General features: G+C 62.7%; 25 protein-coding genes and 1 riboswitch. Of the genes, 3 read left to right on the top strand and 22 right to left on the bottom strand.

The window, feature by feature from the left end; genetic code table 11:
- Positions 1 to 13 precede the first annotated feature (13 nt).
- Entirely contained in the window at positions 14 to 1,411 is a 1,398-nt protein-coding gene (locus MK745_RS00940; protein ID WP_243611396.1) for a PepSY-associated TM helix domain-containing protein, read from the top strand.
- A gap of 87 nt (positions 1,412 to 1,498) precedes the next feature.
- Here MK745_RS00940 and folE2 read toward each other — a convergent pair whose 3' ends face one another.
- Both folE2 and metZ read right to left on the bottom strand, forming a co-directional pair.
- Positions 1,499 to 2,599: a GTP cyclohydrolase FolE2 gene (folE2, locus tag MK745_RS00935; RefSeq protein ID WP_243611395.1), complete on the bottom strand. Its 1,101-nt coding sequence runs from the start codon at positions 2,597 to 2,599 to the stop codon at positions 1,499 to 1,501.
- A 118-nt stretch (positions 2,600 to 2,717) separates the two neighbouring features.
- Positions 2,718 to 3,899, bottom strand: coding sequence for an O-succinylhomoserine sulfhydrylase (gene metZ, locus MK745_RS00930; RefSeq protein ID WP_243611394.1), 1,182 nt, complete (start codon positions 3,897 to 3,899; stop codon positions 2,718 to 2,720).
- 63 nt (positions 3,900 to 3,962) lie between these two features.
- Positions 3,963 to 4,040, bottom strand: a riboswitch (SAM riboswitch).
- 114 nt (positions 4,041 to 4,154) lie between these two features.
- Here metZ and MK745_RS00925 point away from each other — a divergent pair.
- The gene (locus tag MK745_RS00925) at positions 4,155 to 5,090 is read left to right on the top strand and encodes an alpha/beta hydrolase (protein WP_243611393.1); all 936 of its coding nucleotides are present in this window, start codon (positions 4,155 to 4,157) and stop codon (positions 5,088 to 5,090) included.
- 6 nt (positions 5,091 to 5,096) lie between these two features.
- Here MK745_RS00925 and MK745_RS00920 read toward each other — a convergent pair whose 3' ends face one another.
- The 6 genes from MK745_RS00920 to MK745_RS00895 form a co-directional block, all read right to left on the bottom strand.
- Positions 5,097 to 5,708: an inner membrane-spanning protein YciB gene (locus MK745_RS00920; protein ID WP_243611392.1), complete on the bottom strand. Its 612-nt coding sequence runs from the start codon at positions 5,706 to 5,708 to the stop codon at positions 5,097 to 5,099.
- A gap of 40 nt (positions 5,709 to 5,748) precedes the next feature.
- Positions 5,749 to 6,651, bottom strand: coding sequence for a DMT family transporter (locus tag MK745_RS00915; protein WP_243611391.1), 903 nt, complete (start codon positions 6,649 to 6,651; stop codon positions 5,749 to 5,751).
- 16 nt (positions 6,652 to 6,667) lie between these two features.
- A complete protein-coding gene (gene ftsY, locus MK745_RS00910) occupies positions 6,668 to 7,768 on the bottom strand; it encodes a signal recognition particle-docking protein FtsY (RefSeq protein WP_243611390.1) in 1,101 nt (366 codons plus the stop codon).
- A 45-nt stretch (positions 7,769 to 7,813) separates the two neighbouring features.
- Complete coding sequence (locus MK745_RS00905; protein WP_243611389.1) at positions 7,814 to 8,500, bottom strand: lysoplasmalogenase; 687 nt, start codon at positions 8,498 to 8,500, stop codon at positions 7,814 to 7,816.
- Positions 8,501 to 8,620: 120 nt separating this feature from the next.
- Entirely contained in the window at positions 8,621 to 9,031 is a 411-nt protein-coding gene (locus MK745_RS00900; RefSeq protein WP_243611388.1) for a GFA family protein, read from the bottom strand.
- A gap of 179 nt (positions 9,032 to 9,210) precedes the next feature.
- Positions 9,211 to 10,317, bottom strand: a complete 1,107-nt coding sequence (locus MK745_RS00895) for a CobW family GTP-binding protein (protein WP_243611387.1) — start codon at positions 10,315 to 10,317, stop codon at positions 9,211 to 9,213.
- A 249-nt stretch (positions 10,318 to 10,566) separates the two neighbouring features.
- On the opposite strand from MK745_RS00895, the gene MK745_RS00890 reads away from it, so the two are divergent.
- Positions 10,567 to 11,808, top strand: coding sequence for an NAD(P)/FAD-dependent oxidoreductase (locus MK745_RS00890; RefSeq protein WP_243611386.1), 1,242 nt, complete (start codon positions 10,567 to 10,569; stop codon positions 11,806 to 11,808).
- A 59-nt stretch (positions 11,809 to 11,867) separates the two neighbouring features.
- Here the strand turns inward: MK745_RS00890 and rpmE are convergent, their stop codons facing one another.
- The 14 genes from rpmE to MK745_RS00820 form a co-directional block, all read right to left on the bottom strand.
- Positions 11,868 to 12,089, bottom strand: a complete 222-nt coding sequence (gene rpmE / locus MK745_RS00885; protein ID WP_243611385.1) for a 50S ribosomal protein L31 — start codon at positions 12,087 to 12,089, stop codon at positions 11,868 to 11,870.
- 11 nt (positions 12,090 to 12,100) lie between these two features.
- A complete protein-coding gene (gene rplS / locus MK745_RS00880) occupies positions 12,101 to 12,475 on the bottom strand; it encodes a 50S ribosomal protein L19 (protein ID WP_243611384.1) in 375 nt (124 codons plus the stop codon).
- 271 nt (positions 12,476 to 12,746) lie between these two features.
- Positions 12,747 to 13,691 carry an alpha/beta hydrolase gene (locus MK745_RS00875; protein ID WP_243611383.1) on the bottom strand — a complete coding sequence of 315 codons (945 nt, stop codon included), beginning with the start codon at positions 13,689 to 13,691 and terminating at the stop codon, positions 12,747 to 12,749.
- 88 nt (positions 13,692 to 13,779) lie between these two features.
- A complete protein-coding gene (trmD, locus tag MK745_RS00870) occupies positions 13,780 to 14,583 on the bottom strand; it encodes a tRNA (guanosine(37)-N1)-methyltransferase TrmD (RefSeq protein ID WP_243611382.1) in 804 nt (267 codons plus the stop codon).
- A 71-nt stretch (positions 14,584 to 14,654) separates the two neighbouring features.
- Entirely contained in the window at positions 14,655 to 15,470 is an 816-nt protein-coding gene (locus MK745_RS00865) for a hypothetical protein (protein WP_243611381.1), read from the bottom strand.
- Between the two features lies 1 nt (position 15,471).
- Positions 15,472 to 15,975, bottom strand: a complete 504-nt coding sequence (gene rimM / locus MK745_RS00860; RefSeq protein WP_243611380.1) for a ribosome maturation factor RimM — start codon at positions 15,973 to 15,975, stop codon at positions 15,472 to 15,474.
- Between the two features lie 97 nt (positions 15,976 to 16,072).
- Positions 16,073 to 16,966, bottom strand: a complete 894-nt coding sequence (locus MK745_RS00855) for a DMT family transporter (RefSeq protein ID WP_243611379.1) — start codon at positions 16,964 to 16,966, stop codon at positions 16,073 to 16,075.
- A 169-nt stretch (positions 16,967 to 17,135) separates the two neighbouring features.
- A complete protein-coding gene (rpsP, locus tag MK745_RS00850; protein WP_243611378.1) occupies positions 17,136 to 17,525 on the bottom strand; it encodes a 30S ribosomal protein S16 in 390 nt (129 codons plus the stop codon).
- A gap of 57 nt (positions 17,526 to 17,582) precedes the next feature.
- Complete coding sequence (locus MK745_RS00845) at positions 17,583 to 17,879, bottom strand: chorismate mutase (protein WP_411028147.1); 297 nt, start codon at positions 17,877 to 17,879, stop codon at positions 17,583 to 17,585.
- Between the two features lie 4 nt (positions 17,880 to 17,883).
- Positions 17,884 to 18,492: a GNAT family N-acetyltransferase gene (locus tag MK745_RS00840; protein WP_243611376.1), complete on the bottom strand. Its 609-nt coding sequence runs from the start codon at positions 18,490 to 18,492 to the stop codon at positions 17,884 to 17,886.
- Complete coding sequence (locus MK745_RS00835) at positions 18,492 to 19,046, bottom strand: GNAT family N-acetyltransferase (RefSeq protein WP_243611375.1); 555 nt, start codon at positions 19,044 to 19,046, stop codon at positions 18,492 to 18,494. The genes MK745_RS00840 and MK745_RS00835 overlap by 1 nt, the downstream gene beginning before the upstream one ends.
- Positions 19,043 to 19,573: a GNAT family N-acetyltransferase gene (locus MK745_RS00830; protein WP_243611374.1), complete on the bottom strand. Its 531-nt coding sequence runs from the start codon at positions 19,571 to 19,573 to the stop codon at positions 19,043 to 19,045. The genes MK745_RS00835 and MK745_RS00830 overlap by 4 nt, the downstream gene beginning before the upstream one ends.
- 6 nt (positions 19,574 to 19,579) lie before the next feature.
- A complete protein-coding gene (ffh, locus tag MK745_RS00825) occupies positions 19,580 to 21,097 on the bottom strand; it encodes a signal recognition particle protein (protein WP_243611373.1) in 1,518 nt (505 codons plus the stop codon).
- A gap of 186 nt (positions 21,098 to 21,283) precedes the next feature.
- Positions 21,284 to 22,552 carry an NADH:flavin oxidoreductase/NADH oxidase family protein gene (locus MK745_RS00820; RefSeq protein WP_243611372.1) on the bottom strand — a complete coding sequence of 423 codons (1,269 nt, stop codon included), beginning with the start codon at positions 22,550 to 22,552 and terminating at the stop codon, positions 21,284 to 21,286.
- Positions 22,553 to 22,664: the final 112 nt, after the last annotated feature.

The raw sequence follows: 22,664 nt of genomic DNA, 5'->3' as shown, positions 1-22,664 counted from the left end.
CAACGAGGTCATCATGACGGATGTCATCCACGGGGCGAAAGCTCCGGCGGCCAAATCGGCTGCGAACACCTATTACTTCATCGCTTGGCGCTGGCACTTCTATGCCGGGCTCTATGTAATCCCGTTTTTGCTCATGCTCGCCGTTACTGGCCTGACCATGTTGTGGATCGCATGGGGCGCGGGGATCGGCGCGGAGCGTATGAGCGTTGCGCCACAAGACGCCCCTCTTGCGGTCAGCACGCTTCAGGCCGCTGCGGAAGGCGCGGTGCCCGGCGGGGTTGCCGTGCAATACGTAGAACCGCTCTCTGCGGATCGCGTCGCCACCTTTGCGATCGATTCCGAAACCGGACGCACCGGCATCGCGCTCAACCCCTATACCGGCGAGGTGCTTCATCGCTTTGCATGGCGTGGCGGCTGGTATGACACGATGAACGAAATCCACGGCACCCTGATGCTCGGCGCTTTCGGAGATCGCATGATCGAGATCGCGGCGAGCCTGGCTATGGTTCTTGTCCTCACCGGGCTCTATCTGCATTGGCCAAGGGGCGGTGGTTGGCGTGCGGCGCTCTTGCCGCGCCTGTCGGCCAAGGGGCGGTCCTTCTGGAAGTCCTTGCACGGCGCGCTTGGCATGTGGATTTCGCTGATCCTCGTGATGTTCCTTTTGTCCGGGCTAAGCTGGGCCGGGATTTGGGGCGAACGCATGGTGCAGGCCTGGAACACCTTCCCGGCCGAGAAATGGGGTGCGCCGCTATCGGACGCGACCCATGCCGACATGAACCACAATGGCGCAGAAGAGGTGCCGTGGACACTGGAGCAGACTCCGCTTCCGCTCTCGGGGTCTCTGGCCGGAGAAGCGGCCATTTCGCAGCCGGTCAACATTGATCGCATTGCGGAGTTTGCCCGCGGCCTTGGGTTCGTGGGGCGCTTTCAGGTCAGCCTCCCTGTGGAAGCCACCGGGGTCTGGACGATCAGCCATGACAGCATGTCGAATGACGGCCCGAACCCGTCCGCGGATCGGACGCTGCATATTGACCAGTATACCGGTCATGTGCTCGCCGATGTGCGCTATGCCGACTATTCGCCCTATGCCAAGGCGATGGCCTGGGGCATTGCCCTACATGAGGGGGACATGGGTATCTGGAACCTCGTGTTGAACACGCTGTTCTGCCTTTCGGTTGTGATGGTCTCGATCTCGGGTCTGGTCATGTGGTGGAAACGTCGGCCGGATGGCACCGCGCGCCTTGCGGCTCCGCCGAAGCCCAAAGGGCTGGCGATCTGGAAAACGGCGGCGGCTCTGGTGATTGGACTGGGGGTGCTCTTCCCGATGGCAGGGCTGGCGATCCTGACTGTGCTCGTGCTTGATAGAACGCTACTGCGCGTCGTGCCGAGCGTTAGAGCCATGGTGTCCTGAGCATCATAGGCAAAGTCGGTCCGTTCAAGCGACGAGCGGGCCGACCTCTCTTACTACCAGTGGGCGCGTGCGCTCTGGCTCTGCAAGTTACCCGACGTGGAACAGGGTCTGGAACAGGCGGGGATCAAGGCTAATCGCGTCAAAGAGCGGGCCTTCGGTCAGCACGGACACGGCGTCATGGCTGTGCAGGCTTTCCTGATGGCTCGCCACCACGCGGAAATCGCCGACACGCGGATCGGCCTTCAACTGCTCACAGAAGAGCCGCGCCGCGTCTTCGACGAAGATCGGGTTTGCCGCGTTCAACTCGGCAAAGGCCTGTTCGTCCTCGCGTTTGACCATGACCTGCGTCTCGGTCGGCACCGCGGCGCGCGCAATGTCGATCAGGTCTTCGAACCAGAGACATTCGTCGCCTTTGACCTCAACGGAAATCCGCGCCACCGAGCGCTGCGAATGCGGTGTTGCGAGTTGCCCGCGCATCTGCCGCGCATGTTCGCTTAGCTCGAGCGAACAGGGACAGGTCGAGGAATAGACGAAGTCGAGGTGCATGATCTTGTAGAGCACGCCTGCGCGCTGCACCTTCTCGAGCGCGATATCGTAATATTGATAGCCCGCAAGCCCGGAGCGCAGCGACGGCACCTTCATCGGGTAGGAAAACCGCATTTGGATGCGTGCATCAATGCTCTCGAGATCGGTCACGTAATCGCTCAGCGCCGCCTCCATGACCTCGAAGCTAAAGGTTTTTTCCGCGTGTTTGTAGAATGACCGCATGATCCGGGACATGTTGATGCCCTTCTTTTCGGCCTCAAGGCTCACCGAGCCGGTGACGCTGGTTTCGAGGGTGATATCGCCGTTGTCACGGGTGTGAAACCGGATCGGCAGGCGGAAATTCGATATCCCCACATGTTCAATATGCTGTTTCTCGCCCTTGATGAGGCTCGACGGGCCGTTCTGAAGATCGGGGAGCGAGGCGCGATAGGCGGCATCGACCTCGAAATCTTCCGGGTAATCGCGGCTCAGGTCGGGATAGTTCGGCAACGGCTGATCCGGCAGAAGACGGGCAATCGCTGGATCAAGCTCGGCGATTTCGGTCGCCGTCGCGCGCGCGGCCCAGTCCCGCAGAAGCGCCAACGCCTCTACAGCTTCCTTGCGTGCCTGATCGTCGGTCTTGTCGTGCATCTGAACATTCATTGCTTTGCCCTTTCGCGCCTTGGGACAGTCTTAACTTAGGGCGTCCCCGGCAGAATTGCCAATTCCGAAAGGTTTACGCCGGAAACGACCCTGTGGATCATTCCCGCCGCAGATTGGCTCAGGCGCTTTCCAACGCGCGGGAGATATCGGCAATGAGATCCTCCGCGTCCTCAAGCCCGACCGAGAACCGGATCAGGCCGGGCGTGATGCCAAGCGAGACCTTCTGGTCCTCGGGAAGGCGTTGATGCGTCGTCGTCGCCGGGTGGGTCGCAATGGATTTCGCATCACCAAGGTTGTTGGAAATCACTGCCACCTCAAGCGCGTTGAGGAACCGGAACGCCGCTGCCTGTCCGCCCTTGAGGTCGAGAGACACGACCGTGCCGCCCTTGCCGCCAAGCTGGCTCTGGGCAAGCGTGTTCTGTGCATGACTCTTGAGGCCCGGATAGATCATCCGGGCGAGCTTTTCATGGCCGTCGAATGCCTTGGCGATGGCCTCTGCACTCGCCGCCTGAGCCCGCACCCGGAGGTCGATCGTCTCAAGCCCTTTGAGCATGATCCAAGCGTTGAAGGGCGACATGCTGCCGCCGGTATGTTTCATGTAGGGTTCGACCGTGCCACGAATGAAGTCACGCGTGCCAAGGATCACCCCGCCAAGCGCGCGGCCCTGACCGTCGATATGTTTGGTCGCAGAGTAAATGACCACATCCGCCCCTTGCGCGATGGCATCCGAGAAGACCGGGGTCGAAAACACATTGTCGACCACGACTGTCGCGCCGACCGCATGAGCGATTTCGGCCACGGCGACCAAGTCGATGACTTCGAGCGTCGGGTTGGACATGGATTCAAAAAAGACCGCCACCGTGTCTTCGCGCACCGCCGCGCGCCATTGGTCGAGGTCGGTGCCATCGACCAGCGTTACCTCGACACCATAGCGGCGCAGGATATCCTCGAGGATGTAAAGGCACGACCCAAACAGCGCCCGCGCCGCGACCACGTGGTCGCCCGCCTTGAGCATCGACATCAGCGCGCCATTGACCGCTGCCATCCCGGACGCCGTGGCAAAGGCATCTTCGGCCCCTTCAAGACCCGCGATCCGCTCTTCGAACATGGCCACGGTCGGGTTGCCGTAGCGGGCATAGATGAATTCATCTTCGCCCGACTTGATAAACCGTTCCTCGGCCTGTTCCGCTGTGTCGTATACAAAGCCTTGGGTGAGGAAAATCGCCTCGCTCACCTCGTTATACTGGCTCCGTCGTGTCCCGCCATGCACGAGCTTCGTGCGTGCTTTCCAATCGCTCATTCGCGTATCCTTTCCCGGGCCACGGCCCAACAAAAAACCCCCGATCGGCCAAGCGAACAGGGGTTTACTGTCGTCCTGACCTCTTTAGCGGAATCTTTTAAGTGGCCCGCAATCCGGTAACAAATCGCCACTAAACGATGCCATAGAGCCGCTCCCGTTGCGGGTCAAGACCGTCACGGAGCTTTAACACGGATTTCACGGCCCCGTTTCAAAAATCCTCGATACACCACACAACATGTAGGGGGAGGCCACACCGTGCCGCTCATACGGATCAACGCCGACGGTCAAAGGCCCGTGCTGCACGGGGCGCCGCACCCGGTCGCTCCGGTCCTCTTTCGCGCCCTTGCCGCGCCCGGCCCGATTGTCATCATGGTGCACGGGTTCAAGTTCTTGCCCGGCGATCCGCGCCACTGCCCCCATACGCATATCTTCTCGACTGGCGAGAGCCATGACTGCCCCAAGGCTCTGAGCTGGCCGCGCCAGCTTGGGTTTGGGCGCAACGCGTCTGATGAGGGGCTTGCGATTGCGTTCGGGTGGTCTGCGCGCAGCGGGTTGCGGGCCGCGCGGCAGGAGGCCGAGAACGCCGCCCGCGCTCTTGCAGAGCTTGTGGCGATGCTGTCAGAGATTGCGCCAGATCGTCCCGTGAACCTCATTGCGCATTCTCTTGGAGCGCACCTTGTCCTGTCGGCGATGCAACGCGTTGCGCGCGGAGTTCTGGGCCGGGTGATCCTGCTCAATGGCGCCACCTACCAGAGCCACGCCGAAGCCGCGCTTGCCGCGTCGGGCGGGCAGGGCGCAGAGCTTCTCAACATCGTCAGCCGCGAGAACGCGCCCTATGATTTCCTTTTTGAGAAAGTCCTACCCTCCGAGCAGAGCGGGGACCGCGCCGTTGGTCGCGGGTTGCGCGCGCGCAATGCTCTGACGGTGCGGCTCGACGATCCCAGGACGCTCGAGACATTGGCCGATATGGGCCATGTCATCGCGCCGCGGCGTCACCGGCATTGTCATTGGTCGACGTACCTGCGCCCTGGCGTGTTCCCGTTTTACAACGCGCTTATCCGCACGCCCGCGCGCCTGCCGCTCCAGCACCTGCAGGATCGTCTTGCCACGCCCCAGCCACAGGTGCGCCCGGTGCGCCGGATTGCGTTCCTGCCGCCTGCCATGCATCAAGGTCGGAAAACTTCTGGCTAAGGTGCCTTAGGCCTCGCCTTCGCCCTCGTCGGCCGCGTGGCGCTGAAGCAAGCCGCCTTGCGTCATGAAGAACACGAACACCGCCGCCGTGAGGCCAAAGGTCTTGAAATAGACCCAAGTATCCGTGCTCTGCGTGCGCCAGATGATCTCGTTCAACACCGCCAGCCCAAGGAAGAACGCCGTCAGGCGCTTGGTCAGGATCATCCATCCCTCATGCGTCAACGGCACCATCTCTTCCATCACGTAGCGCAGGTAGCTTTGCCCTCTCAGAAGACCGATGCCGAGCGCGCCACCGAACAGCAGGTAGATCATCGTCGGCTTCATCTTGAAGAACCGATCATCGTTGAGCCACACAGACAGCCCACCGAAGATCACCACGAGAACAAGCGTCGCGATCTGCATCTTTGAGAGGTGCCCTGTCAGCTTCCACAGGATCGTCGTGCTTAGGATCATCAGGGGGATGAACCCGGCGGTGACGAGGATAAACCCCTCGTATTCCGTTCCGCCAATGAGGAACGTCTTGTCGCGCAGCCGCAGGTAGGCGACGAAGAACGCCACGATCGGACCAAGCTCGAGCCCCATCTTAAGAAGCGGGTTGATCTTTTTGGTGTCGCTCATCTGTTGTCTGTCCTGTCTGGTTTCGCTTTATCTGGCGTATTCACCCGCCCAATTCAACCAGCACCGCGCCCGCCGCGATCAAGGTCATGAGAGCAATCCGCCGTGGTCCCACCGTCTCGCGCAGCACGAGCCACCCGATCAGTGCCGCGAAAACCGTCGAGGTCTCGCGCAGGACCGCCGCTTCGCCCACCTTGTCGAGCCGTGTCGCCATCATGATCGCACCAAAGCTAAAGAAGGCGACAATCCCGCCGGAAAAGCCGCGCAACAGAAGCGGCGGCAAAGCGGGGCGCTCGACCATGTTCCACCACCGAAGCGCCGCGATGGGCGGGAATACAAGACCATCAAGAAAGAAAAACCACGCGAGAAAGGTAAACGGGTTCTCCGTCGCGCGGATGCCATAGGCGTCGTAGGTCGTATAGAGCGCCACGAACAGCCCCGTCACCACGGCAACACCAAGCGCCGTCGGCAGCGTGTCGCGCGCAGTGGTCAGGAAGACGAGGTTATAGAGCGCCAGCCCGAAAATCCCCATCAACAAGACTGCCACACCGCCCCATTGCCAAAGCGTGAACTGCTCTCCAAAGACAAGCCACGCCCCGATGACCGCGAAAAGCGGCCCCGTGCCACGCACCACCGGGTAGACCACGGTGTAGGCGCCTTTGGTGTAGGCATAGGCCTGTAGGAACTTGTAGGCCGTATGAATGACGAACGCGCCGGCAAAGATGATCCACATATGCGGTTCGGGCCAAGGCACCACGAAAAGCGCAAACGGCATCGCCATTAGGCCATAGGCCCCATCTATCGCCCCGCGCGACAGCCACGGATCATGCCGCCCTTTTTGAAGTGCGCCGAACACCGCGTGCAGGAAGGCCGCAAGGATCGCCAGCGCAAGCGCAAGCTGATGCCCCGCTTCGGTGCCTTCAAGGGAGATGAGCCAGTCGCTCATGCCCGTGCCGCCGCCATCAGTCTGACAATCCGGTCAGCGCGGCAGCAAATTCTTCCGGGTCAAACGGTGCAAGGTCTTCAATCTGTTCACCGACGCCAATCGCGTGGATCGGCAGGCCGAATTTGTCGGCGAGTGACACGAGGATGCCGCCCTTCGCCGTCCCGTCGAGCTTGGTCATGACAAGGCCCGACACATCGGCAAGCTTCTGGAAGGTCTCGACCTGATTGATGGCGTTCTGTCCCGTCGTCGCATCAAGCACGAGGAGCGTATTGTGCGGTGCGTTCTCGTCTTTCTTGCGGATCACCCGAACGATCTTGGCCAACTCCTCCATGAGATCCGCGCGGTTCTGCAAGCGCCCCGCCGTGTCGATCATGAGAAGGTCCGCGCCCTCGGCCTGCGCCTTGGTCATGGCGTCAAAGGCAAGGCTTGCCGGGTCTGACCCTTCCGGCGCTGTCAGAACCGGCACCCCGGCCCGCTCGCCCCAGACCTGAAGCTGTTCGACCGCCGCCGCGCGGAACGTATCGCCCGCCGCGATGACAACCGATTTCCCAGCGTTCTTGAACTGGCTCGCAAGCTTGCCAATGGTCGTCGTCTTCCCCGACCCATTGACCCCCACGACCAAAACAACCTGCGGCGTGGTTGGATAGATCGGCAAGGGCTTGGCCACCGGTTCCATGATGCGCGCGATTTCTTCGGCGAGAAGCTCCTTGATCTGGCGCGCCGAAAGACGCTTGCCGAACCGGCCCTCGGCGATATTCGCCGTGACACGCAGCGCCGTATCAACCCCCATGTCCGAGGCGATGAGCAGTTCTTCGAGCTGCTCGAGCATCTCGTCATCAAGCACCCGCTTGACCTCGCCCGCGCCCGTCGCGCGCCCCGTGAGCCGCGCAAGGATGCCGGCCTTCGGCGCGCCTGCATCCTCTTGGGGCACGTCAGGCTCTGCCGCGGCAAGCGGTTCAGGATCGGCGATCGGTGGCGTCAATGCCTCTTCGGCCGGGACGCCCGCGATCTCCTCGACGCTTTCTTCCCCGCCTTCCTCGACAATCGCATCCAACCCCTCATCGAGTTTGGACGACGACTTGAACAAACGGTCTTTCAGTTTCGAGAAAAACGCCATGCGTGGGCCTCCGGGTGTTACCCCTTCTCACCTAATGCCAGTTTATCAAAGATGGAAGAGCGGCTCTGCCCAGCCGACGCCAATCACGATCGCCAATTGCCCGCCCGCATAGAGCAACCAAAGAAGGATCGAGGCCGGGATTTGCAGGCGGGATGCTTCTGTCATGCGGAACAACTGGATCGCGAGGATCGTATCCGAGGCCATGAAGGCAAACGCGCCAATCACCGCGACCGGCACCGCCGTCAGGCCAAGCGCCGTCAGCCCCATGAGCGAGATCAGTCCCACATAGATCCGCACCGGCACCTTCAAATCTTCCGTATGCGGGATAAGCCAGCGTTCGGTTGAGAGCGCGAAAATGATGACGAGCCCCGCCGCCCAAGGCAATGCGATCACGCCCTCGAGCCCCACAAGCCCCCAAAAGCGCAGGATATAGAACAGATGCGCCACTGCGAAACTGATGAGGCCGACAAGAAACGCCCGCTCCCCCGATCGCGACAAGGCAATATCGCCCAGCGCCGAAGCGAGAAGCGCGAGGGTGATGAGCGGATGGCCAAACGACACCCAGACCGCCACCGCGAACGCGAGCATCGGGATCGCCTTTACCAGCGTCTTGAGCCCCGAGGCCCCGCGATAACAAAACCACAGCGCATAAATCAGCGCCGCCCCGCCCCCCGCAAGAAGCAGCCCAAACCGCACCGACTGGCGCAGCATGATTTCCTCGACAACACCCATGGATGTATCTGACTCAGAAATGGCAGGGGGCACAAGGGGGAGGTCGGCTATGCGGGCGAAGTGGACATTCCCGCATTTGTCATCCGCCTATTGTCTGAGTTGCATCATCGGCTCGACCGTTCAGCCGGGAAGCCCTTCGATCTTTTCAATGGAGGCAAGGTCGTTGTCCCAGTTCGCGCGACTGGAACAACAGATATGCGCGTTCGGTCGCATGTCGAATTGGCTGTCAAGTGCCCCCGCCGGCACCACAAGCAATCCAATCTCCGGCTGGGAAACTGGCAGCGCGGACCCGCACTGGGAGCAAAAGCTCTTCACATGGCGTGAACCGGATAACTGGAACGTCTTGATCTGTTCTTCGCCTAAGACCCAAGTGATTTTGGCGGTGGACGAAAACAGATTAGCCGAATGGGCTGAACCGCTGTCCTTACGGCAGCGGGTGCAGTGACACAGGAAAAAGCTCTCGAACTCTCCCGCTATGCGAAATTTTACTGCGCCACAGAGGCATTGTCCGGTGGTCGGATTGTTCTCCATTCGCACTCCTCTCGACAGGCAAGCCTCATGCAGCCAGTCGAACGCGTTTTTATTGGCCCTTGTATCCGCGTGTTGGACCAAGGTCAAAATGTGCCCCAACCCGACCTTCACCGGCCCTCCGGTCCAATATGCGCTGTGGGGGCAGAGATGCCGCGACAGGGGGGGGTTTGCGCGGACCCTTACGGCCAGTTCGTAACCTCGACGTCTTTCCAGCCGGGGAATGGGTCTTCCTTTTCCGGTGCCTCATTGGCGCGCAGCTCTTCGAGGCTTTCTTTCAAAGTGCGTTCGCTTAGGTCGCGGGCGATGATGACGACGCGCGAGGTGGTGTCTCCGGCGGGCCAATCCTTGAGCGGCAAGGGCGGTTCAAAGATGTGCTGCACCCCGTGGAAGACGAAGGGGAAGTCGATCCCTTCAAGAAAGACGATGCCTTTGACGCGCAGAAGATTGGCGCCGTGTCGGGCGACGAGGATATTGAGCCAGTTGTCGAAGGCGGTATCCGTCAGCGGGTGATCAAAAGTGATCGAGGCGCTTTTGATGCGGGTGTCATGCGAGGAGATCGGTTTGGCGGCTGGGGCGGCGGGAGCAAGGCCGGAGAGGTTGGCCAGCGGATCGGCGGCGGGCTTGGGGAGTTTCATCCAGTCGAGCGCCTCTTTCGGCGCAACGCCTTGGCGCAGACCGCTAAGCCCCCAGAGGCGGCCTTCGAGACCCGCGCCGCGCACGGCGTGCAGCAGGCGCGCGCCGGGGTTGATGCCACGCAGGCGCTCTTCGAACATGATGAGTTGTTCCGGGGACACGAGGTCGGGTTTGCTCATGACGATGAGGTCGGCCATCGCGGCCTGTGAGACGGCCTCGAACTGGGCGTCGAGCGTGGCCGGGCCGTTGGCGCAATCGGCGACCGTCACCACGCCGTCGAGGCGCGTCGTCTGGGCAAGGTAAGGATCGGTCGTCAGGGTTTGCAGGATTGGCGCGGGATCGGCGAGGCCGGTGGTTTCGATCACCACGCGCTCGAACTCCAACTCGCCCCGCTCGCGGCGGGCATAGAGGCTAATGATCGTGCGGGCCAGATCGCCGCGCACCGTGCAGCAGAGACAGCCCGATTGCATCAGGATGACTTCTTCGCTGGTGCTTTCGATCAGGTCATGGTCAAGCCCGGCCTCGCCAAATTCGTTGACGATCACGGCGATGCGCCCGGCAGAGGAATCGGCAAGGATCGCGTTGAGAAGCGTCGTTTTCCCGGCGCCGAGGAAGCCGGTCAACAAGGTGACGGGGGTTCTTGGGTCTTGCATGGGGCGGCATCCTTGAGGTCAGTGTGGCAGGGCAGGCGCGTGAAATGGGTCAGGGGGGTCACTATTGCGATGCGCGCGCGCAGTGCAAGAGGGGATTTGGCGGGCGACGGTGTGGGGTCTCGCGCCGGGGGGAGGGCTATCGAAAACCCTTTTGCGTGGATGAGAACAGCGGCGCGGTCCATATCTTGACAGGGGGGATTTGCACTGACCTAACTCGCCTTCGGACGTTTAGGGACGGGAAGCCGGAACATGCATGACTTTGACCTTGTGGTTGTCGGTGCGGGCATCGTGGGCGTATCTTCGGCGCTTTGGGCGCAGAAGCGAGGCTTGCAGGTGCTCCTGTGTGATCCGAATGCGCCGGGGTCGGGGACGAGTTTCGGCAATGCCTGCACATTGGCGACCTATGCGGTCCTTCCGGTCAATACACCGTCTGTTTTTCGCGATCTGCCCAAGTTGGTTTTTGGCAGTGAAAGCCCGCTGTCTCTCAATTTCGCACATGCGTTGCGGCATCCGCTTTGGATGCTGTCCTTTCTTGCGAATTGCCGGTCGGCGCGGTCGGCGCATATCGCGCGGCAGTTGGCCGGGATCATGGCGCATGCCGATGCCGGGATTAACCCGTTGATCGAAGACGCCGGGGCGGAAGACCTGATTGTGGAGCGGGGGCAAATGACGGTCTGGTCCACGAAGGCCGGGGCGGAGGCGGATGCCGGGGCGCTCGCCTTTCGCAAGGCGCAAGGGATTCCGTTTGAGCCGCTCGGCCCGCAAGAGGCGCTTACGATGGAGCCGGGGTTGAAGCTGCCGGTGCATTCGGCGGTGCATTTCAAGGCTGCGCGCTCGGTGCGCGATCCGCAGGAACTCATCACGCGGATGTATCGCCGGTTCATTGCCCTTGGCGGGCAGTGGCGGCAGGCCGGCGTGGACGAGACACGCGCACATGCGGAGGGTGTCGAGGTCTGCGTGGGTGACGACAGGGTGAATGCGGCGCGGGTTGTCATTGCGGCGGGGGCGCATTCGAAGTCCGTGCGCGGCTCGGGGGCTGAGAGATTGCCGCTCGGGACGGAGCGGGGCTATCACCTGCTTTTCCCGGAAGAGGCGCATCGGGTCTCGCGGCCCGTCGGGTGGGCCGAGGGCGGTTTCTATGCGGTGCCCATGGCGCAGGGGCTTCGGATCGTCGGCACGGTGGAGATCGCCGCGCTGGATGCGCCGGAGAACCAGGGCAGACTCCGCTACCTTGCCAAGATGGGCGAGCGGATGCTTGGCCCGCTGCCGGAGCCGGAGAGCCAATGGCTCGGGTTTCGTCCCACGATGCCCGACAGTATGCCAGTGATCGGGCAATCGCCGCAGTCGGAGCGGATCATTCATGCCTTTGGACATCAGCATCTTGGGCTGACGCTTGGCGGGATCACCGGGCGGATCGTGGCGGACCTTGCCGAGGGGCGTCAGCCGAACCTGCCGATTGCGGGGTTTGCGCCGGATCGGCGTTTTGTCTGAGCCAAAGAAAAACGCCGCCCCGGTTGGAGCGGCGTCTTTTTGAAACCAGAAGGGGCTTATTAGAAGCCGAGGCCTTCGTATTTCTTTTTGAACTTCGACACGCGGCCGCCAGCGTCGAGCAGGCGCGAGGTGCCGCCGGTCCATGCCGGGTGCACGGTCGGGTCGATGTCGAGCTGCATGGAGTCGCCTTCTTTGCCCCAGGTGGAGCGCATCTGAATGACGGTGCCGTCGGTCATTTTGACGTCGATGAAGTGGTAGTCGGGATGTGTGTCTTTTTTCATGATACCACTCCTCAGGCTTGCTTGGGCTTGTAGTTGCTGTCTTCCGCGATACGGGCCGATTTGCCGCGGCGCGAGCGCAGGTAGTAGAGTTTCGAGCGACGCACGCGGCCACGGCGGATCACGGTGATCGCGTCGATGTTGGTCGAGTGCAGCGGGAACACACGTTCCACGCCTTCGCCGAAGGAAATCTTGCGGACGGTGAAGGAACCGGCGATGCCGTCGCCGTTCTTGCGGCTGATGCAGACACCTTCGTAGTTCTGCACACGGGTGCGCGAGCCTTCAGTCACTTTGTAGCCGACACGCACGGTGTCACCGGCTTTGAAATCGGGGATATCTTTCCCCAGGGCGGCAACTTGTTCCGCCTCGAGCTGTGCGATCAGGTCCATCTGATCATCTCCTATTTTGCCCGTGGTTAACCCACGAAGATTTGCGCGGTCTCATAGCTCCTGGTCTTCGCTCGGGTCCGCGAGGATGCGCCCGCCGGAGGTAAGATCGTCTTTCCTTGGTCCTGTTTCCTCTGTGCCGGGGTGCAGGCGGTGCGCAGGGCAGAAGAAAACCCGTTGCAGCCCCATGCAGGCACATCAAAAACACCCGAGTCGGCATTTGCCGGTCGGGAATGGGCGGCTTTTAAGGGAAAGGTGCGCGCGTGGCAAGGGGTCAGGGGGCGTGGGCCGACAGGAATTCGGCAAGTGTCGGGATCAGATCGGGATGCAGCGGCAGGGTCGGATCGGAATAGGTCGCGAAAGGCGCGCCGGGCTTGTCGGATTTGAGCATATGCGTTGCCCCGGCCAGATCGTGGCGCGTGGCGTTTGGCAGGGCTTCGGCAAGGAGGGCGGCGTCGAGGGGTTTGACCTGAAGGTCGCGATCCCCCTGAAGGATCAGCGCCGGACCGGGCCAAGCGCGGGCCAGTTCGGCGGGGGCGTAGGAGAACAGGTCGATCATGAAACGTTGCACCCCCGGCTGGAACATCATGCGCAGGGCGGGGGGAATGTCTTCCAGTGGGCGGGTCTTGCCCGCTTCGAGGTCGGCCACGATGGCGCGCAGGTCCGCCATGAGGGGCGCATTCATCGGGTTGGCGGCGAGCTGTTCGATGAGGAGGCCGCCGATGGGGCGACCGGGCGCGGCCATGAGGATGAGGCCACAGAGGCCGTCCGGGTGATGGCTCGCGGCTTCGAGGGCAACGAGGCCACCTTCGGAATGCCCCGCGAGCCAGACGCAGTCAGCCTCTTCATGGGCACGGGCGATCCAGCCGCGCATATCCGTGCCATAGCCTGCGATGGTGACGTCATTGGGGTCTGCGACGGCGGCCTCGCTGCGGAAGAAGCCGCGCTTGTCGATGCGGATCGAGGCGATGCCGTGCTCTGCGAGACCTTCGGCGATGAGGCGGTAGCTGTCGGAGTGCAGCATGATGGCAGGGCCATTTCCGTCGCGGTCAATCGGGCCGGAGCCGGGGATGGTGATGACGAGGTGTCGGGCGCCGTCCACGGCGAGGTATTCGCCGCCGAGAGGGCCAGCGGGGCCGGGGATTTCGATCGGGTCGGCATGGGCCGCTGAGGTCAGAGAGAGGGCAAGGGCGGACAGGATGAAGGCAAAAAGGCGCATGGAACTCTCATTGTGCGGGGACATGATTGCTCGCGGTGGCTTGCTAAGGGGCGAGGGTAAGGGCGCGACAGCCTGTTGCCAAGTCTTGTCAGTCGGTCTTGGTTTTGCGCGCTTGATACGCTTCCCACATGTCGGGGCGGCGTTGTTTGGTGAGTTCTTCGCTCATCGCTTGGCGCCATTCCGCGATTTTGCCGTGATGGCCGGACATCAGTACCTCGGGGATGGGGCGGCCCATCCAGTCGGCGGGGCGGGTGTATTGCGGGTGTTCGAGGAGGCCGTTGGAGTGGCTTTCGTCCTCGATGCTGTCGGCGTTGCCGAGGACCGAGGGCAGGAGGCGCACGGTGGCGTCGATCATGGCCTGCGCGGCGATCTCGCCGCCGGTGAGGACGAAGTCGCCGAGCGAGACTTCCTGAATGTTGTAGTGATCGAGGACGCGTTGATCGACACCTTCGAAACGGCCACAGAGCATCGTCACGCCATCGCATTCAGACCACGCGCGGGCCATCTTCTGATCGAAGCGGCGGCCACGCGGGGAGAGATAGACGAGGGGCAGGTTCCCACGCGTGCCGCGCAGCGTGTGCTCTATGGCGTTGCCAAGGACATCGGGGCGCAGGACCATGCCCGCACCGCCGCCCGCGGGGGTGTCATCCACGTTGCGGTGCTTGCCCTCGCCGAACTGGCGCAGGTCGGTGGTCTCGATCTGCCACTTGCCGTCCTTGAGCGCCTTGCCGGTCAGGCTCTCGCCGAGGACACCGGGAAAGGCGTCGGGGAAGAGCGTGATGATGCGGGCGGTCCAGACCCCGGCGAGGCGGGGGTTATGAGTCACCAGCTCGCGCGGCTTGAGCGAGACGGAAATGGACTTGCGGCCATGAGAGCGGGGTTTGTCGGACATGGGGAAACCTGTGTCGGATCGGGGTTTGGCGAAACTGTTTCGCCTATCTGGGCGCTGCCGTCCAGACCGGTTCAGTGTTTGGCTGTCTCTGGGCGGGCCTTGCCATGGCGGCGGCGCGCGGCTTCTTTTGCCTTGCGCATTTCGTCGTGATCCTCGGTCGCGCGGTTGATCTCGAGGAATTCCGCGCGCAGCTCTGGCGGGAGCGAGACATTGGCGGGGGGCAGCATGTTGAGGGCGTCGCGCGTGGCCTCGGGCCAGCCGAGGAGATCGGCAATGGGGGTCAGCGGGCCGAGGGGCGCATCGGCGCAGTCCTCGAGCCAGGCGCTTTCGACGCGATGAGGCGCGGCGGCGATGCGGACCTTGTCGACAATGCGGGGCAGGTTGGCGGAGTCGGCGTATTCGCGTGCATAGTCCGCCTCGTCGAGCGTCATGCGGATCGCGCGCAGGTGTTGGGTATGGCAGGAGCGCAGCCACGGCGCGGGTTTGCGTAGGGAGAAGTAGAAGATCACCTCGTCAAAGTGATCGCCCACGGTGCGGTCGATCATCATGGTCAGGGCCTTCATCAGGATTGGCGCCGCGTCATAGCTCCGAAGGTCGCGGCGACCGGGCATCAGGCCGCTGAGATCTTCGGTGCTGATGATGATGTCGCGGGAATCCTCGAGGTTCCGCTGTTCGAGAAACTCTGCGATGGCGGCGCTGAAGGCGAGGAGGTCAGAGGCTTTGCGGCTTGCGGAATAGGCGCGGGCGGCGTCGCAGGCGGCATCCAGATGCTTGCGCAGAAAGACATGCGTCAGGGGGGCGAGAACGCGTTTGTTCTTGGCCAAGAGGCGCTGGACGCTTGTCGTGCCGGTTTTGTGAAAGCCGGCATGTATGAGGAGCCGGCCCATGTTAGAAAAGACCTTCGGGCGGGTCGACGATCACGCGCCCCCCGGCGAGATCGACCGTTGGCACCGCCTCGAGGGTAAAGGGCAGCAGCACCGAGGCCTTGAGATCGGGGCCAGCCACCTCGAGCAGGTCTGTCGCGCCGTGGTTCTGAACGGATTTGATCCGGCCAAGCACTGTTCCACCGGTATCGCGCACCTCGAGCCCAACGAGATCAGCGTGGTAATATTCGTCGTCTTCGGGTTCGGGAAAGCGATCGCGAGGCACGAAAAGCTGCGTTCCGCGCAGGGCATCGGCGGCTTCCTTGGTGGTGACACCGGAAAGGCGAGCGGCGAGACCGTTCTTAATCGCGCGGGTGATGGTCACCGTAAAGCTCTCGCTGCCGTCCTCTGTCAGGAGGGGGGCATAGTCGGCAATGGCCTCTGCGTCGGCCGTAAAGCTCTTGAGGCGCACTTCGCCGCGCACGCCATAGGCGCCCGCAATGGCTCCGACACAGACCAGTTCCGTCATCCGTCATCCCGTGGGTTGAATTCCTTTCTCTCTTGTCCTCCATCCGGAGACGAGAGGCAAGGCGGGAGCCGGAAAAAGCACTCGTTTCAGTGCGAGGTTATCGCCGTCCGAGGCGGCGTTCGCGGTAGACGATCATCAAGCCCCCCGCCACGATCAACACGGCACCGGGCAAGAGATCGTCAATCGGAGCCTCGTCAAAGAACAACCATCCGAGGCTAAAGGCGATGGGGATGCCGAAATAGCTAAACGGGGCGAGGTTGCTTGGTTCGGTGAGGCGGAAGGCGATCACGAGGCAAAGGACGGCAGAGCCGCCGAATAAGCCCATGAGGATGATCCAGCCGAGGTCTTGCAAGGAGGCAATCGAGGTGAAACCGCCAAGCGCGAGGGCAAGGCAAAGCGAACCGACTGCGGCGATCGCGGCCGAATAGAGGTTGAAGAGAGGGGTGGGCACGTCTGCGTCGATGCGGCGGGCGGTCACGCTATTGAAGGCGTAGAGCGCGGCGGCGCCGAAGGGCAGGAGCATCTGCCAAGAGAAACCCTCGGTGCCGGGTTGGATGATCATCACCACGCCGACAAAGCCGATGGCGACCGCGCCCCAGCGGATCATGCCGACCCGTTCGCCAAGCAACGGCACGGCCAGCGCAGTGGTGAAAAGCGCTGTGGAATAGGAGATCGTCGTCGCGGTGGCGAAGGCCATGATGCCAAGCGAGAGGTAGAACATGAACTGTGCAAAGGTCACGGCAGCCCCGCGCAGGAGTGCAAGGCGCCATTGCCGAATGCGCAGACGACGCCCCGCCCTATGCCATGAGGCGCTGATCCAAAGCGCGATGAGGCTTGGCAGGATGCCAAAGAGGTTGCGGTAGGCGGAAAGCTCTGCGGCGCCGTAGCGTGGAGAGAGGTGCTTGATGATGAGGCCCATCAGATCGAACAGGACAATCGCCGCGACGCTGATCGCGATGGCGAGGGGGGCGTTGTCCGGCTTGCGTTCCAAGAGGGTGTCCTGTTCCTTTGCGCGGGCAGAGGAGCATGTTTCGGGCGCGGTCTAAACCTCTTTCGCCGCGTTCGCCAAGAAACGTCGCGACGCAGACCATGCCCCGCAAGAAAAAGGGGCGCGCCAAAGGCACGCCCCTTCAACCGATGCTCCGATGGGAGCGGAGGTCTTATTCTTCTGCAGCGGCTTCTTCTGCCGGTGCTTCCGCAGCTTCGGCAGCTTCAGCGGCCTTGGCAGCTTTTTCTTCCGCGCGGTCCTGAGCTTTCTTGCCGGGCTTGGCTTTCTCGGGGTTGTTGCGCTCTTTCTTGGCGACAACGCCAGCGGCTTCGAGGAAGCGCGACACGCGGTCGGAGGGCTGGGCGCCTTGGTCCATCCAGTACTGAACGCGCTCGAGGTCCATTTTCACGCGCTCTTCCGAGTCTTTCGGCAGGAGCGGGTTGTAGGTGCCGAGCTTCTCGATGAAGCGGCCATCGCGCGGCATGCGCGAGTCGGCTGCGACGATGCGGTAGAAGGGACGTTTTTTCGAGCCGCCGCGGGCGAGACGAATTTTCATAGCCATGGTGTTTCTCCTTAAGATTGGCTTTGTGCGGTGGTTCTAACCACCTGACATTTCAGTTTATTCTTGGTGCTTCTTGTGGTGCCTGATGACCTCATCAATGATGAAGTTCAGGAATTTCTTGGCGAATTCCGGGTCGAGGTCGGCGCGTTTGGCGAGATCCTCGAGACGGGCGATTTGCTTGGCCTCGCGATCGGGATCGGAGGGGGGCAGGGCATGTTCGGCCTTGAGGCGGCCCACGGCCTGCGTGTGCTTGAACCGCTCGCCCAGCGTATAGACGAGGATCGCGTCGAGCCGGTCGATGCTCTCGCGGTGGTCGGCCAACACTTGCGCGGCGCGGATCACGTCATCGGTCACGGGATCAGTCAAGGGCGTATCCTTTCGGCTGATATTTGGGGTCGGCGGCGTAGTGGTTGATTTCCATCTCGATGGCATGGCCGATCTGGCTATGGGCAAGCTGGTCAGCGCTCGGGTGGCGATAGACGACGTCGTGGCCATCGACCGAGGCGGCCTCTTTGTCTTTCACAGCACCGAGGCGTTCGGCGAGGCGGATGGAATCGAGGTTCTTGGGGTCGAGATAGGAGACCGCCCCATCCCAGCCCAGTTCCTTGTAGAAATAGCGGCGCGCGGCATTTGTCGCCTCGAGCGCGTAGCCCTTGCCGGCCTTCTCGGGCCAGATGATCCAGGCGATCTCGCGTTCGGGCCATTGGGCGGGCATCCAGCCACCGGCCATGCCGAGGGTCTCGTCGGTGTCCTTGTCGTGGATCATCCACATGCCGTAGCCGCGAATGTTCCAGTGGCCGATCTCGGCGGCGTAGAGCATCCATGTCTCATAAGGATTGAGCGGACCGCCCATGAAGCGCGACCGATAGGAGGCGAAGGTCGCCTTGAAGTTCGGGTAGTCCTCGGGCTCGGGGCCGCGCAGGACAAGGCGTTTGGTTTCGATGACGGGGATGTTGCGGGTAGCCATTACGCGTAGGCCTCCATGCCGCCATTGACGAGGGTTTCCGGGGCCGGATGGCGCCAGACTTCCACCGCGCCATATTCGGGGTCGTCATAGGTTTTCTCGTATGTCGCGCCGAGGCGGCGGGCGACGGCCTTGGAGGCGTCATTCGCCGGGTCGATCTGCGAGATCGCGGTGTCCCAGCCGAGAATGTCATAGGCATAGGCGCGCGAGGCGAGCGCGGCCTCGGTGGCAAGGCCCTTGCCCCATGCGGCGGGCATCAGGGTCCAGCCGACTTCGCGTTCGTCCCAGCCGTCGGGGAACCAAAGGCCGACGCGGCCGACATAGGTGCCGCTCGCCTTATGTTCGAGCGCCCAGAGCCCATAGCCGCGCAACGCCCAATGGCCGATGATCGCGGCAATCGTGCGCCACGCGCGGTGCGGCGGCACGGGGCCGCCGACAAAACGCGACTCGTCGCTCGCCATAAAGGCTTTTTCCGCGGCGATGTCCTCTTCGCGATGGGCGCGCAGGATCAGGCGTTCGGTCTCGAGCGTGGGGATGGTGAAGGTGGTCGAGGTCATGCCGCGCCCTCCGCCTTGAGGGCTTCGGGGGAGGGATGGCGCCAGATTTCGGTATGGCCGACGATGCTATGTTCGAACTCGCCATCCTTCACCGCGCCGAGACGTTCGGCGAGTTTGCGCGAGGCGGTGTTCTCGGGGTCGATCAGGCTCATGATCGTGGTGAAGCCGCCCACGGTATAGGCCCAGTGGCGTGCCGCCTCGGCCGCTTCGGTCGCGTAGCCCTTGCCGTCAAAGCCTTCCATCAGGTCCCAGCCGAGTTCCGGCTCGGGATAGCCTTCGGGGGCAAAGACGCCGATGATCCCGGCAAACTCGCCGGTTTCCGTCACTTCGACGCCCCAGCGACCAAAGCCCTTGAGCGCCCAGTGGCCGATTTCCATCGCGAAATGGCGCCAAGCCTGCACGGCGTCCTTGGGGCCGCCCACGAAATGGGACCGCTCGGACGCATAGAAATCGCGCACTGCCGGGAAGTCCTCGGCAGTGAGCGGGCGCAGCGTCAGGCGCGGGGTATGGATCGTGGGAGCCTGCATGGGGTCTTACTTCTTCTTGCCGAAGCCGGAGAGGCCGGGGGGCAAGCCAGCGCCGCCGCCCAAACCGGGCATGCCGCCGGGAAGGCCGCCTTTGCCGCCCATCGCCTTGGCCGCGGCCTCGAGTTGTTTCGGGTCCATGCCTGCGGCCATTTCCTCGGGGCTCGGGCCGCCCTTGCCGAACATGCCTTTCATGGCTTGTTTCAGCATGCCGCCTTTGCCCATCTTGCCCATCTTCTTCATCATGTCGCCCATCTGGCGCTGCATCTTGAGAAGTTTGTTGAGCTCCGCGACCTCAAGCCCGGCACCGGCGGCGATACGTTTCTTGCGGCTGGCCTGAAGGATTTGCGGGTTGGCGCGTTCCATCTTGGTCATGGAGTTCACCAGCGCGATCTGGCGCTTGATCATCTTGTCGTCGATGCCCGCGCCTTCCATCTGCTTGGCCATCTTGCCCATGCCCGGCATCATGCCCATGACGCCTTCCATGCCGCCCATTTTCTCCATCTGCTCAAGCTGCATCTTGAGGTCGTTCATGTTGAAGCGGCCCTTCTGGAACCGTTTCATCATGCGCTCGGCCTGTTCCGCCTCAAGCGTTTCCTGCGCTTTCTCGACGAGGGCAACGATATCGCCCATACCAAGGATGCGGCCCGCGATGCGGTCCGGCTCAAACGTTTCGAGCGCGTCCATCTTTTCGCCAAGGCCGACGAATTTGATCGGCTTGCCGGTCACGGCGCGCATGGAAAGCGCGGCACCGCCGCGCCCGTCGCCATCCATCCGGGTCAGGACGACGCCGGAGATGCCGATCTTGCCGTCGAATTCCTCGGCGACCTCGACCGCGACCTGACCCGTGAGACCATCGACGACGAGCAGCGTTTCGCGCGGGTTCACCGCGTCGCGCACGTCCTCGACCTCTTTCATCAGGGTCTCGTCGATCTGAAGGCGACCGGCGGTGTCGAGCATGTAGACGTCGTAGCCGCCGAGCGTCGCCTGTTGCTTGGCGCGCTTGGCGATCTGCACGGCGGTTTCGCCGGGCACGATCGGCAGGGTGTCAACGCCGATCTGTTGGCCAAGAACCTTGAGTTGTTCCTGAGCGGCGGGGCGGTAGATGTCGAGCGAGGCCATCAGCACGCGCTTGCCGTTCTTTTCCGAAAGGCGCTTGGCGAGTTTACCAGTGGTCGTCGTCTTACCGGAGCCTTGCAGGCCGACCATGAGGATCGGGGCGGGCGGGCTGTCGATCTTGAGCGCACCGGGGTCTTCGGTGTCGCCCGAGAGCACGTTTTTCAGCTCGTCATGGACAATCTTCACGACCTGCTGGCCGGGGGTGATCGACTTGGTGACGGCTTGGCCGGTGGCTTTCTTCTGAACGGCTTTGACGAAATCGCGGGCGACGGGGAGGGAGACGTCGGCCTCGAGCAGGGCGACACGCACCTCGCGCAGGGCAGTTTTGACGTCTTCTTCGGACAGCGCGCCCTGTTTCGTCAGGCGGTCGAAGACACCGGATAGGCGATCGCTCAGATTCTCAAACATCTATCTTCCGGCTCCTTTGCACCGTTTCCAACATGGCCCGAACATAGGAACGAACCGCTCAAACGCCAATGTCCCCCGTGGGCGAAACTCGCTGACGGGGGGCGATCCCTGCGCAAAGGCAAAGGGACCGAGAGCTATGACGGACTCCCGGAATTGAGGGGCGTTTACGCGCGTGGGCGTGAGGAGTCAAGCGCCGGGGAGCTTGCGGGCGAGTGCGACGCGGGCGGAGCGGGTCAAATACCACATGAGATAACCGAGTGCGTTGGCGCGGCCTGAGGCGTCGGGGGCTTGGCCCCGGCCCATGCGCATCATCTGCCAGACATAGTATTCGACGCGCGCCACGGCGTTGACCAGCCCGGCCAGTGCGCCCTTGGCGTTGGCCCCAAGCGGGCCGCGTCCGAGCATGAGGCCGGATTCGTCGATGCCGATCTGGTCCACCTCGCCAGAGAGCAGGCGAGTGGCACAGTCGGGATCGGTGCAGGCGGGGCGGGCGAGGCCGATGAGGTCGATGCCATGCGTGGCAAGCGCCTCTTGCATGGCGGCGCGGTGTCGAAAGCCGCCAGTGACCATGAGCGGCACGGAAACGGCGGCGCGAATCTCGCGGGCGTAGTCGAGAAAGAACGCCTCGCGACGCTTGGTGCTGTCGCGCTGACCCTCGGTATCGGCCTCGAGAAAGGACATCTGTTCATAGGTGCCGCCGGAAATCTCGATCAGGTCAATGCCGTCCTCCTCGAGCCAGCGAGCGACCTGCATGGAGTCCTCGAGAGTAAAGCCGCCTTTTTGAAAATCGGCGGAGTTGAGTTTGACGGCGATGGGGAAGGCGGGGCCGACGCCGGCGCGGGTCGCGGCAAGGGTTGCGCGCAGGAAACGGGCGCGGTTTTCGAGCGACCCGCCCCATTGGTCGCTGCGCCGGTTGGTGTTGGGCGACAGGAACTGGCTCAGAAGATAGCCGTGGGCGGCATGAAGTTGCACCCCGTCGAACCCTGCGCGCTTGGCAAGGCGCGCGGTCGCGGCGTAGCGGGCGATGGTGTCGGCGATGTCGTTCTCGCTCATGGCGCGGGGCGTGCCGAAGACGCCAAGGATGCGGAGGCGTTCGGCGGAGGGCGCGAGCGGGCGGCGGTTGACGATGGCGGGACATTGGCGGCCCGGATGGCTTATTTGCATGAACAGCGCCGCGTTGGTCGGTTTGACGGCGTTGGCCCACGCGGTCAGGGAAGGCAGGACGGTTTCATCCTCGGCCACCACGTTGCCGGGGCGTTCGAGATAGCGGCTGTCGATCATCACATTGCCGGTCATCAAAAGGCCAAAGCCCCCATCGCCCCAGCGTTTATAGAGCGTCGCGTGCGCGTTGGTGGGGTGGTCGGCACGGTCTGCCATGGCTTCGGTCATGGCGCTCTTGGCAATCCGATTGTGAAGCGTTACGCCGCAGGGCAGCGTCAGGGGGGTGGCAAGCATTCCCGTCTCCGTGATAAAATTAGGCTGTCTCTAGGGCTGATCTCATCCGCGTTCTTGTGCTTGTGTAGCATGGTTTCCATGTGGCGAGAGAGCGTGACGTGGCGAGAGGGCC

This window comes from Shimia aestuarii (genome assembly GCF_022814865.1).
Classification (GTDB): Bacteria; Pseudomonadota; Alphaproteobacteria; order Rhodobacterales; family Rhodobacteraceae; genus Shimia; species Shimia aestuarii_A.
Note: the sequence above shows the minus strand (reverse complement) of the source record. Positions and strands in the feature narration are given on the sequence as shown.

What these genes read in the sequence shown, in the direction of transcription:
- ffh (WP_243611373.1), bottom strand. Translation starts at nt 21,097, where the DNA reads ATGTTTGAGAATCTGAGCGATCGCCTATCCGGTGTCTTCGACCGCCTG.
- MK745_RS00840 (WP_243611376.1), bottom strand. Translation starts at nt 18,492, where the DNA reads ATGGCTACCCGCAACATCCCCGTCATCGAAACCAAACGCCTTGTCCTG.
- rpmE (WP_243611385.1), bottom strand. Translation starts at nt 12,089, where the DNA reads ATGAAAAAAGACACACATCCCGACTACCACTTCATCGACGTCAAAATG.
- MK745_RS00940 (WP_243611396.1), top strand. Translation starts at nt 14, where the DNA reads ATGACGGATGTCATCCACGGGGCGAAAGCTCCGGCGGCCAAATCGGCT.
- MK745_RS00900 (WP_243611388.1), bottom strand. Translation starts at nt 9,031, where the DNA reads ATGGAGAACAATCCGACCACCGGACAATGCCTCTGTGGCGCAGTAAAA.
- MK745_RS00890 (WP_243611386.1), top strand. Translation starts at nt 10,567, where the DNA reads ATGCATGACTTTGACCTTGTGGTTGTCGGTGCGGGCATCGTGGGCGTA.
- MK745_RS00875 (WP_243611383.1), bottom strand. Translation starts at nt 13,691, where the DNA reads ATGCGCCTTTTTGCCTTCATCCTGTCCGCCCTTGCCCTCTCTCTGACC.
- metZ (WP_243611394.1), bottom strand. Translation starts at nt 3,899, where the DNA reads ATGAGCGATTGGAAAGCACGCACGAAGCTCGTGCATGGCGGGACACGA.
- MK745_RS00915 (WP_243611391.1), bottom strand. Translation starts at nt 6,651, where the DNA reads ATGAGCGACTGGCTCATCTCCCTTGAAGGCACCGAAGCGGGGCATCAG.
- MK745_RS00830 (WP_243611374.1), bottom strand. Translation starts at nt 19,573, where the DNA reads ATGCAGGCTCCCACGATCCATACCCCGCGCCTGACGCTGCGCCCGCTC.
- MK745_RS00865 (WP_243611381.1), bottom strand. Translation starts at nt 15,470, where the DNA reads ATGGGCCGGCTCCTCATACATGCCGGCTTTCACAAAACCGGCACGACA.
- MK745_RS00835 (WP_243611375.1), bottom strand. Translation starts at nt 19,046, where the DNA reads ATGACCTCGACCACCTTCACCATCCCCACGCTCGAGACCGAACGCCTG.
- rpsP (WP_243611378.1), bottom strand. Translation starts at nt 17,525, where the DNA reads ATGGCTATGAAAATTCGTCTCGCCCGCGGCGGCTCGAAAAAACGTCCC.
- MK745_RS00905 (WP_243611389.1), bottom strand. Translation starts at nt 8,500, where the DNA reads ATGGGTGTTGTCGAGGAAATCATGCTGCGCCAGTCGGTGCGGTTTGGG.
- ftsY (WP_243611390.1), bottom strand. Translation starts at nt 7,768, where the DNA reads ATGGCGTTTTTCTCGAAACTGAAAGACCGTTTGTTCAAGTCGTCGTCC.
- folE2 (WP_243611395.1), bottom strand. Translation starts at nt 2,599, where the DNA reads ATGAATGTTCAGATGCACGACAAGACCGACGATCAGGCACGCAAGGAA.
- MK745_RS00920 (WP_243611392.1), bottom strand. Translation starts at nt 5,708, where the DNA reads ATGAGCGACACCAAAAAGATCAACCCGCTTCTTAAGATGGGGCTCGAG.
- rimM (WP_243611380.1), bottom strand. Translation starts at nt 15,975, where the DNA reads ATGACGGAACTGGTCTGTGTCGGAGCCATTGCGGGCGCCTATGGCGTG.
- MK745_RS00820 (WP_243611372.1), bottom strand. Translation starts at nt 22,552, where the DNA reads ATGCTTGCCACCCCCCTGACGCTGCCCTGCGGCGTAACGCTTCACAAT.
- rplS (WP_243611384.1), bottom strand. Translation starts at nt 12,475, where the DNA reads ATGGACCTGATCGCACAGCTCGAGGCGGAACAAGTTGCCGCCCTGGGG.
- trmD (WP_243611382.1), bottom strand. Translation starts at nt 14,583, where the DNA reads ATGTCCGACAAACCCCGCTCTCATGGCCGCAAGTCCATTTCCGTCTCG.
- MK745_RS00895 (WP_243611387.1), bottom strand. Translation starts at nt 10,317, where the DNA reads ATGCAAGACCCAAGAACCCCCGTCACCTTGTTGACCGGCTTCCTCGGC.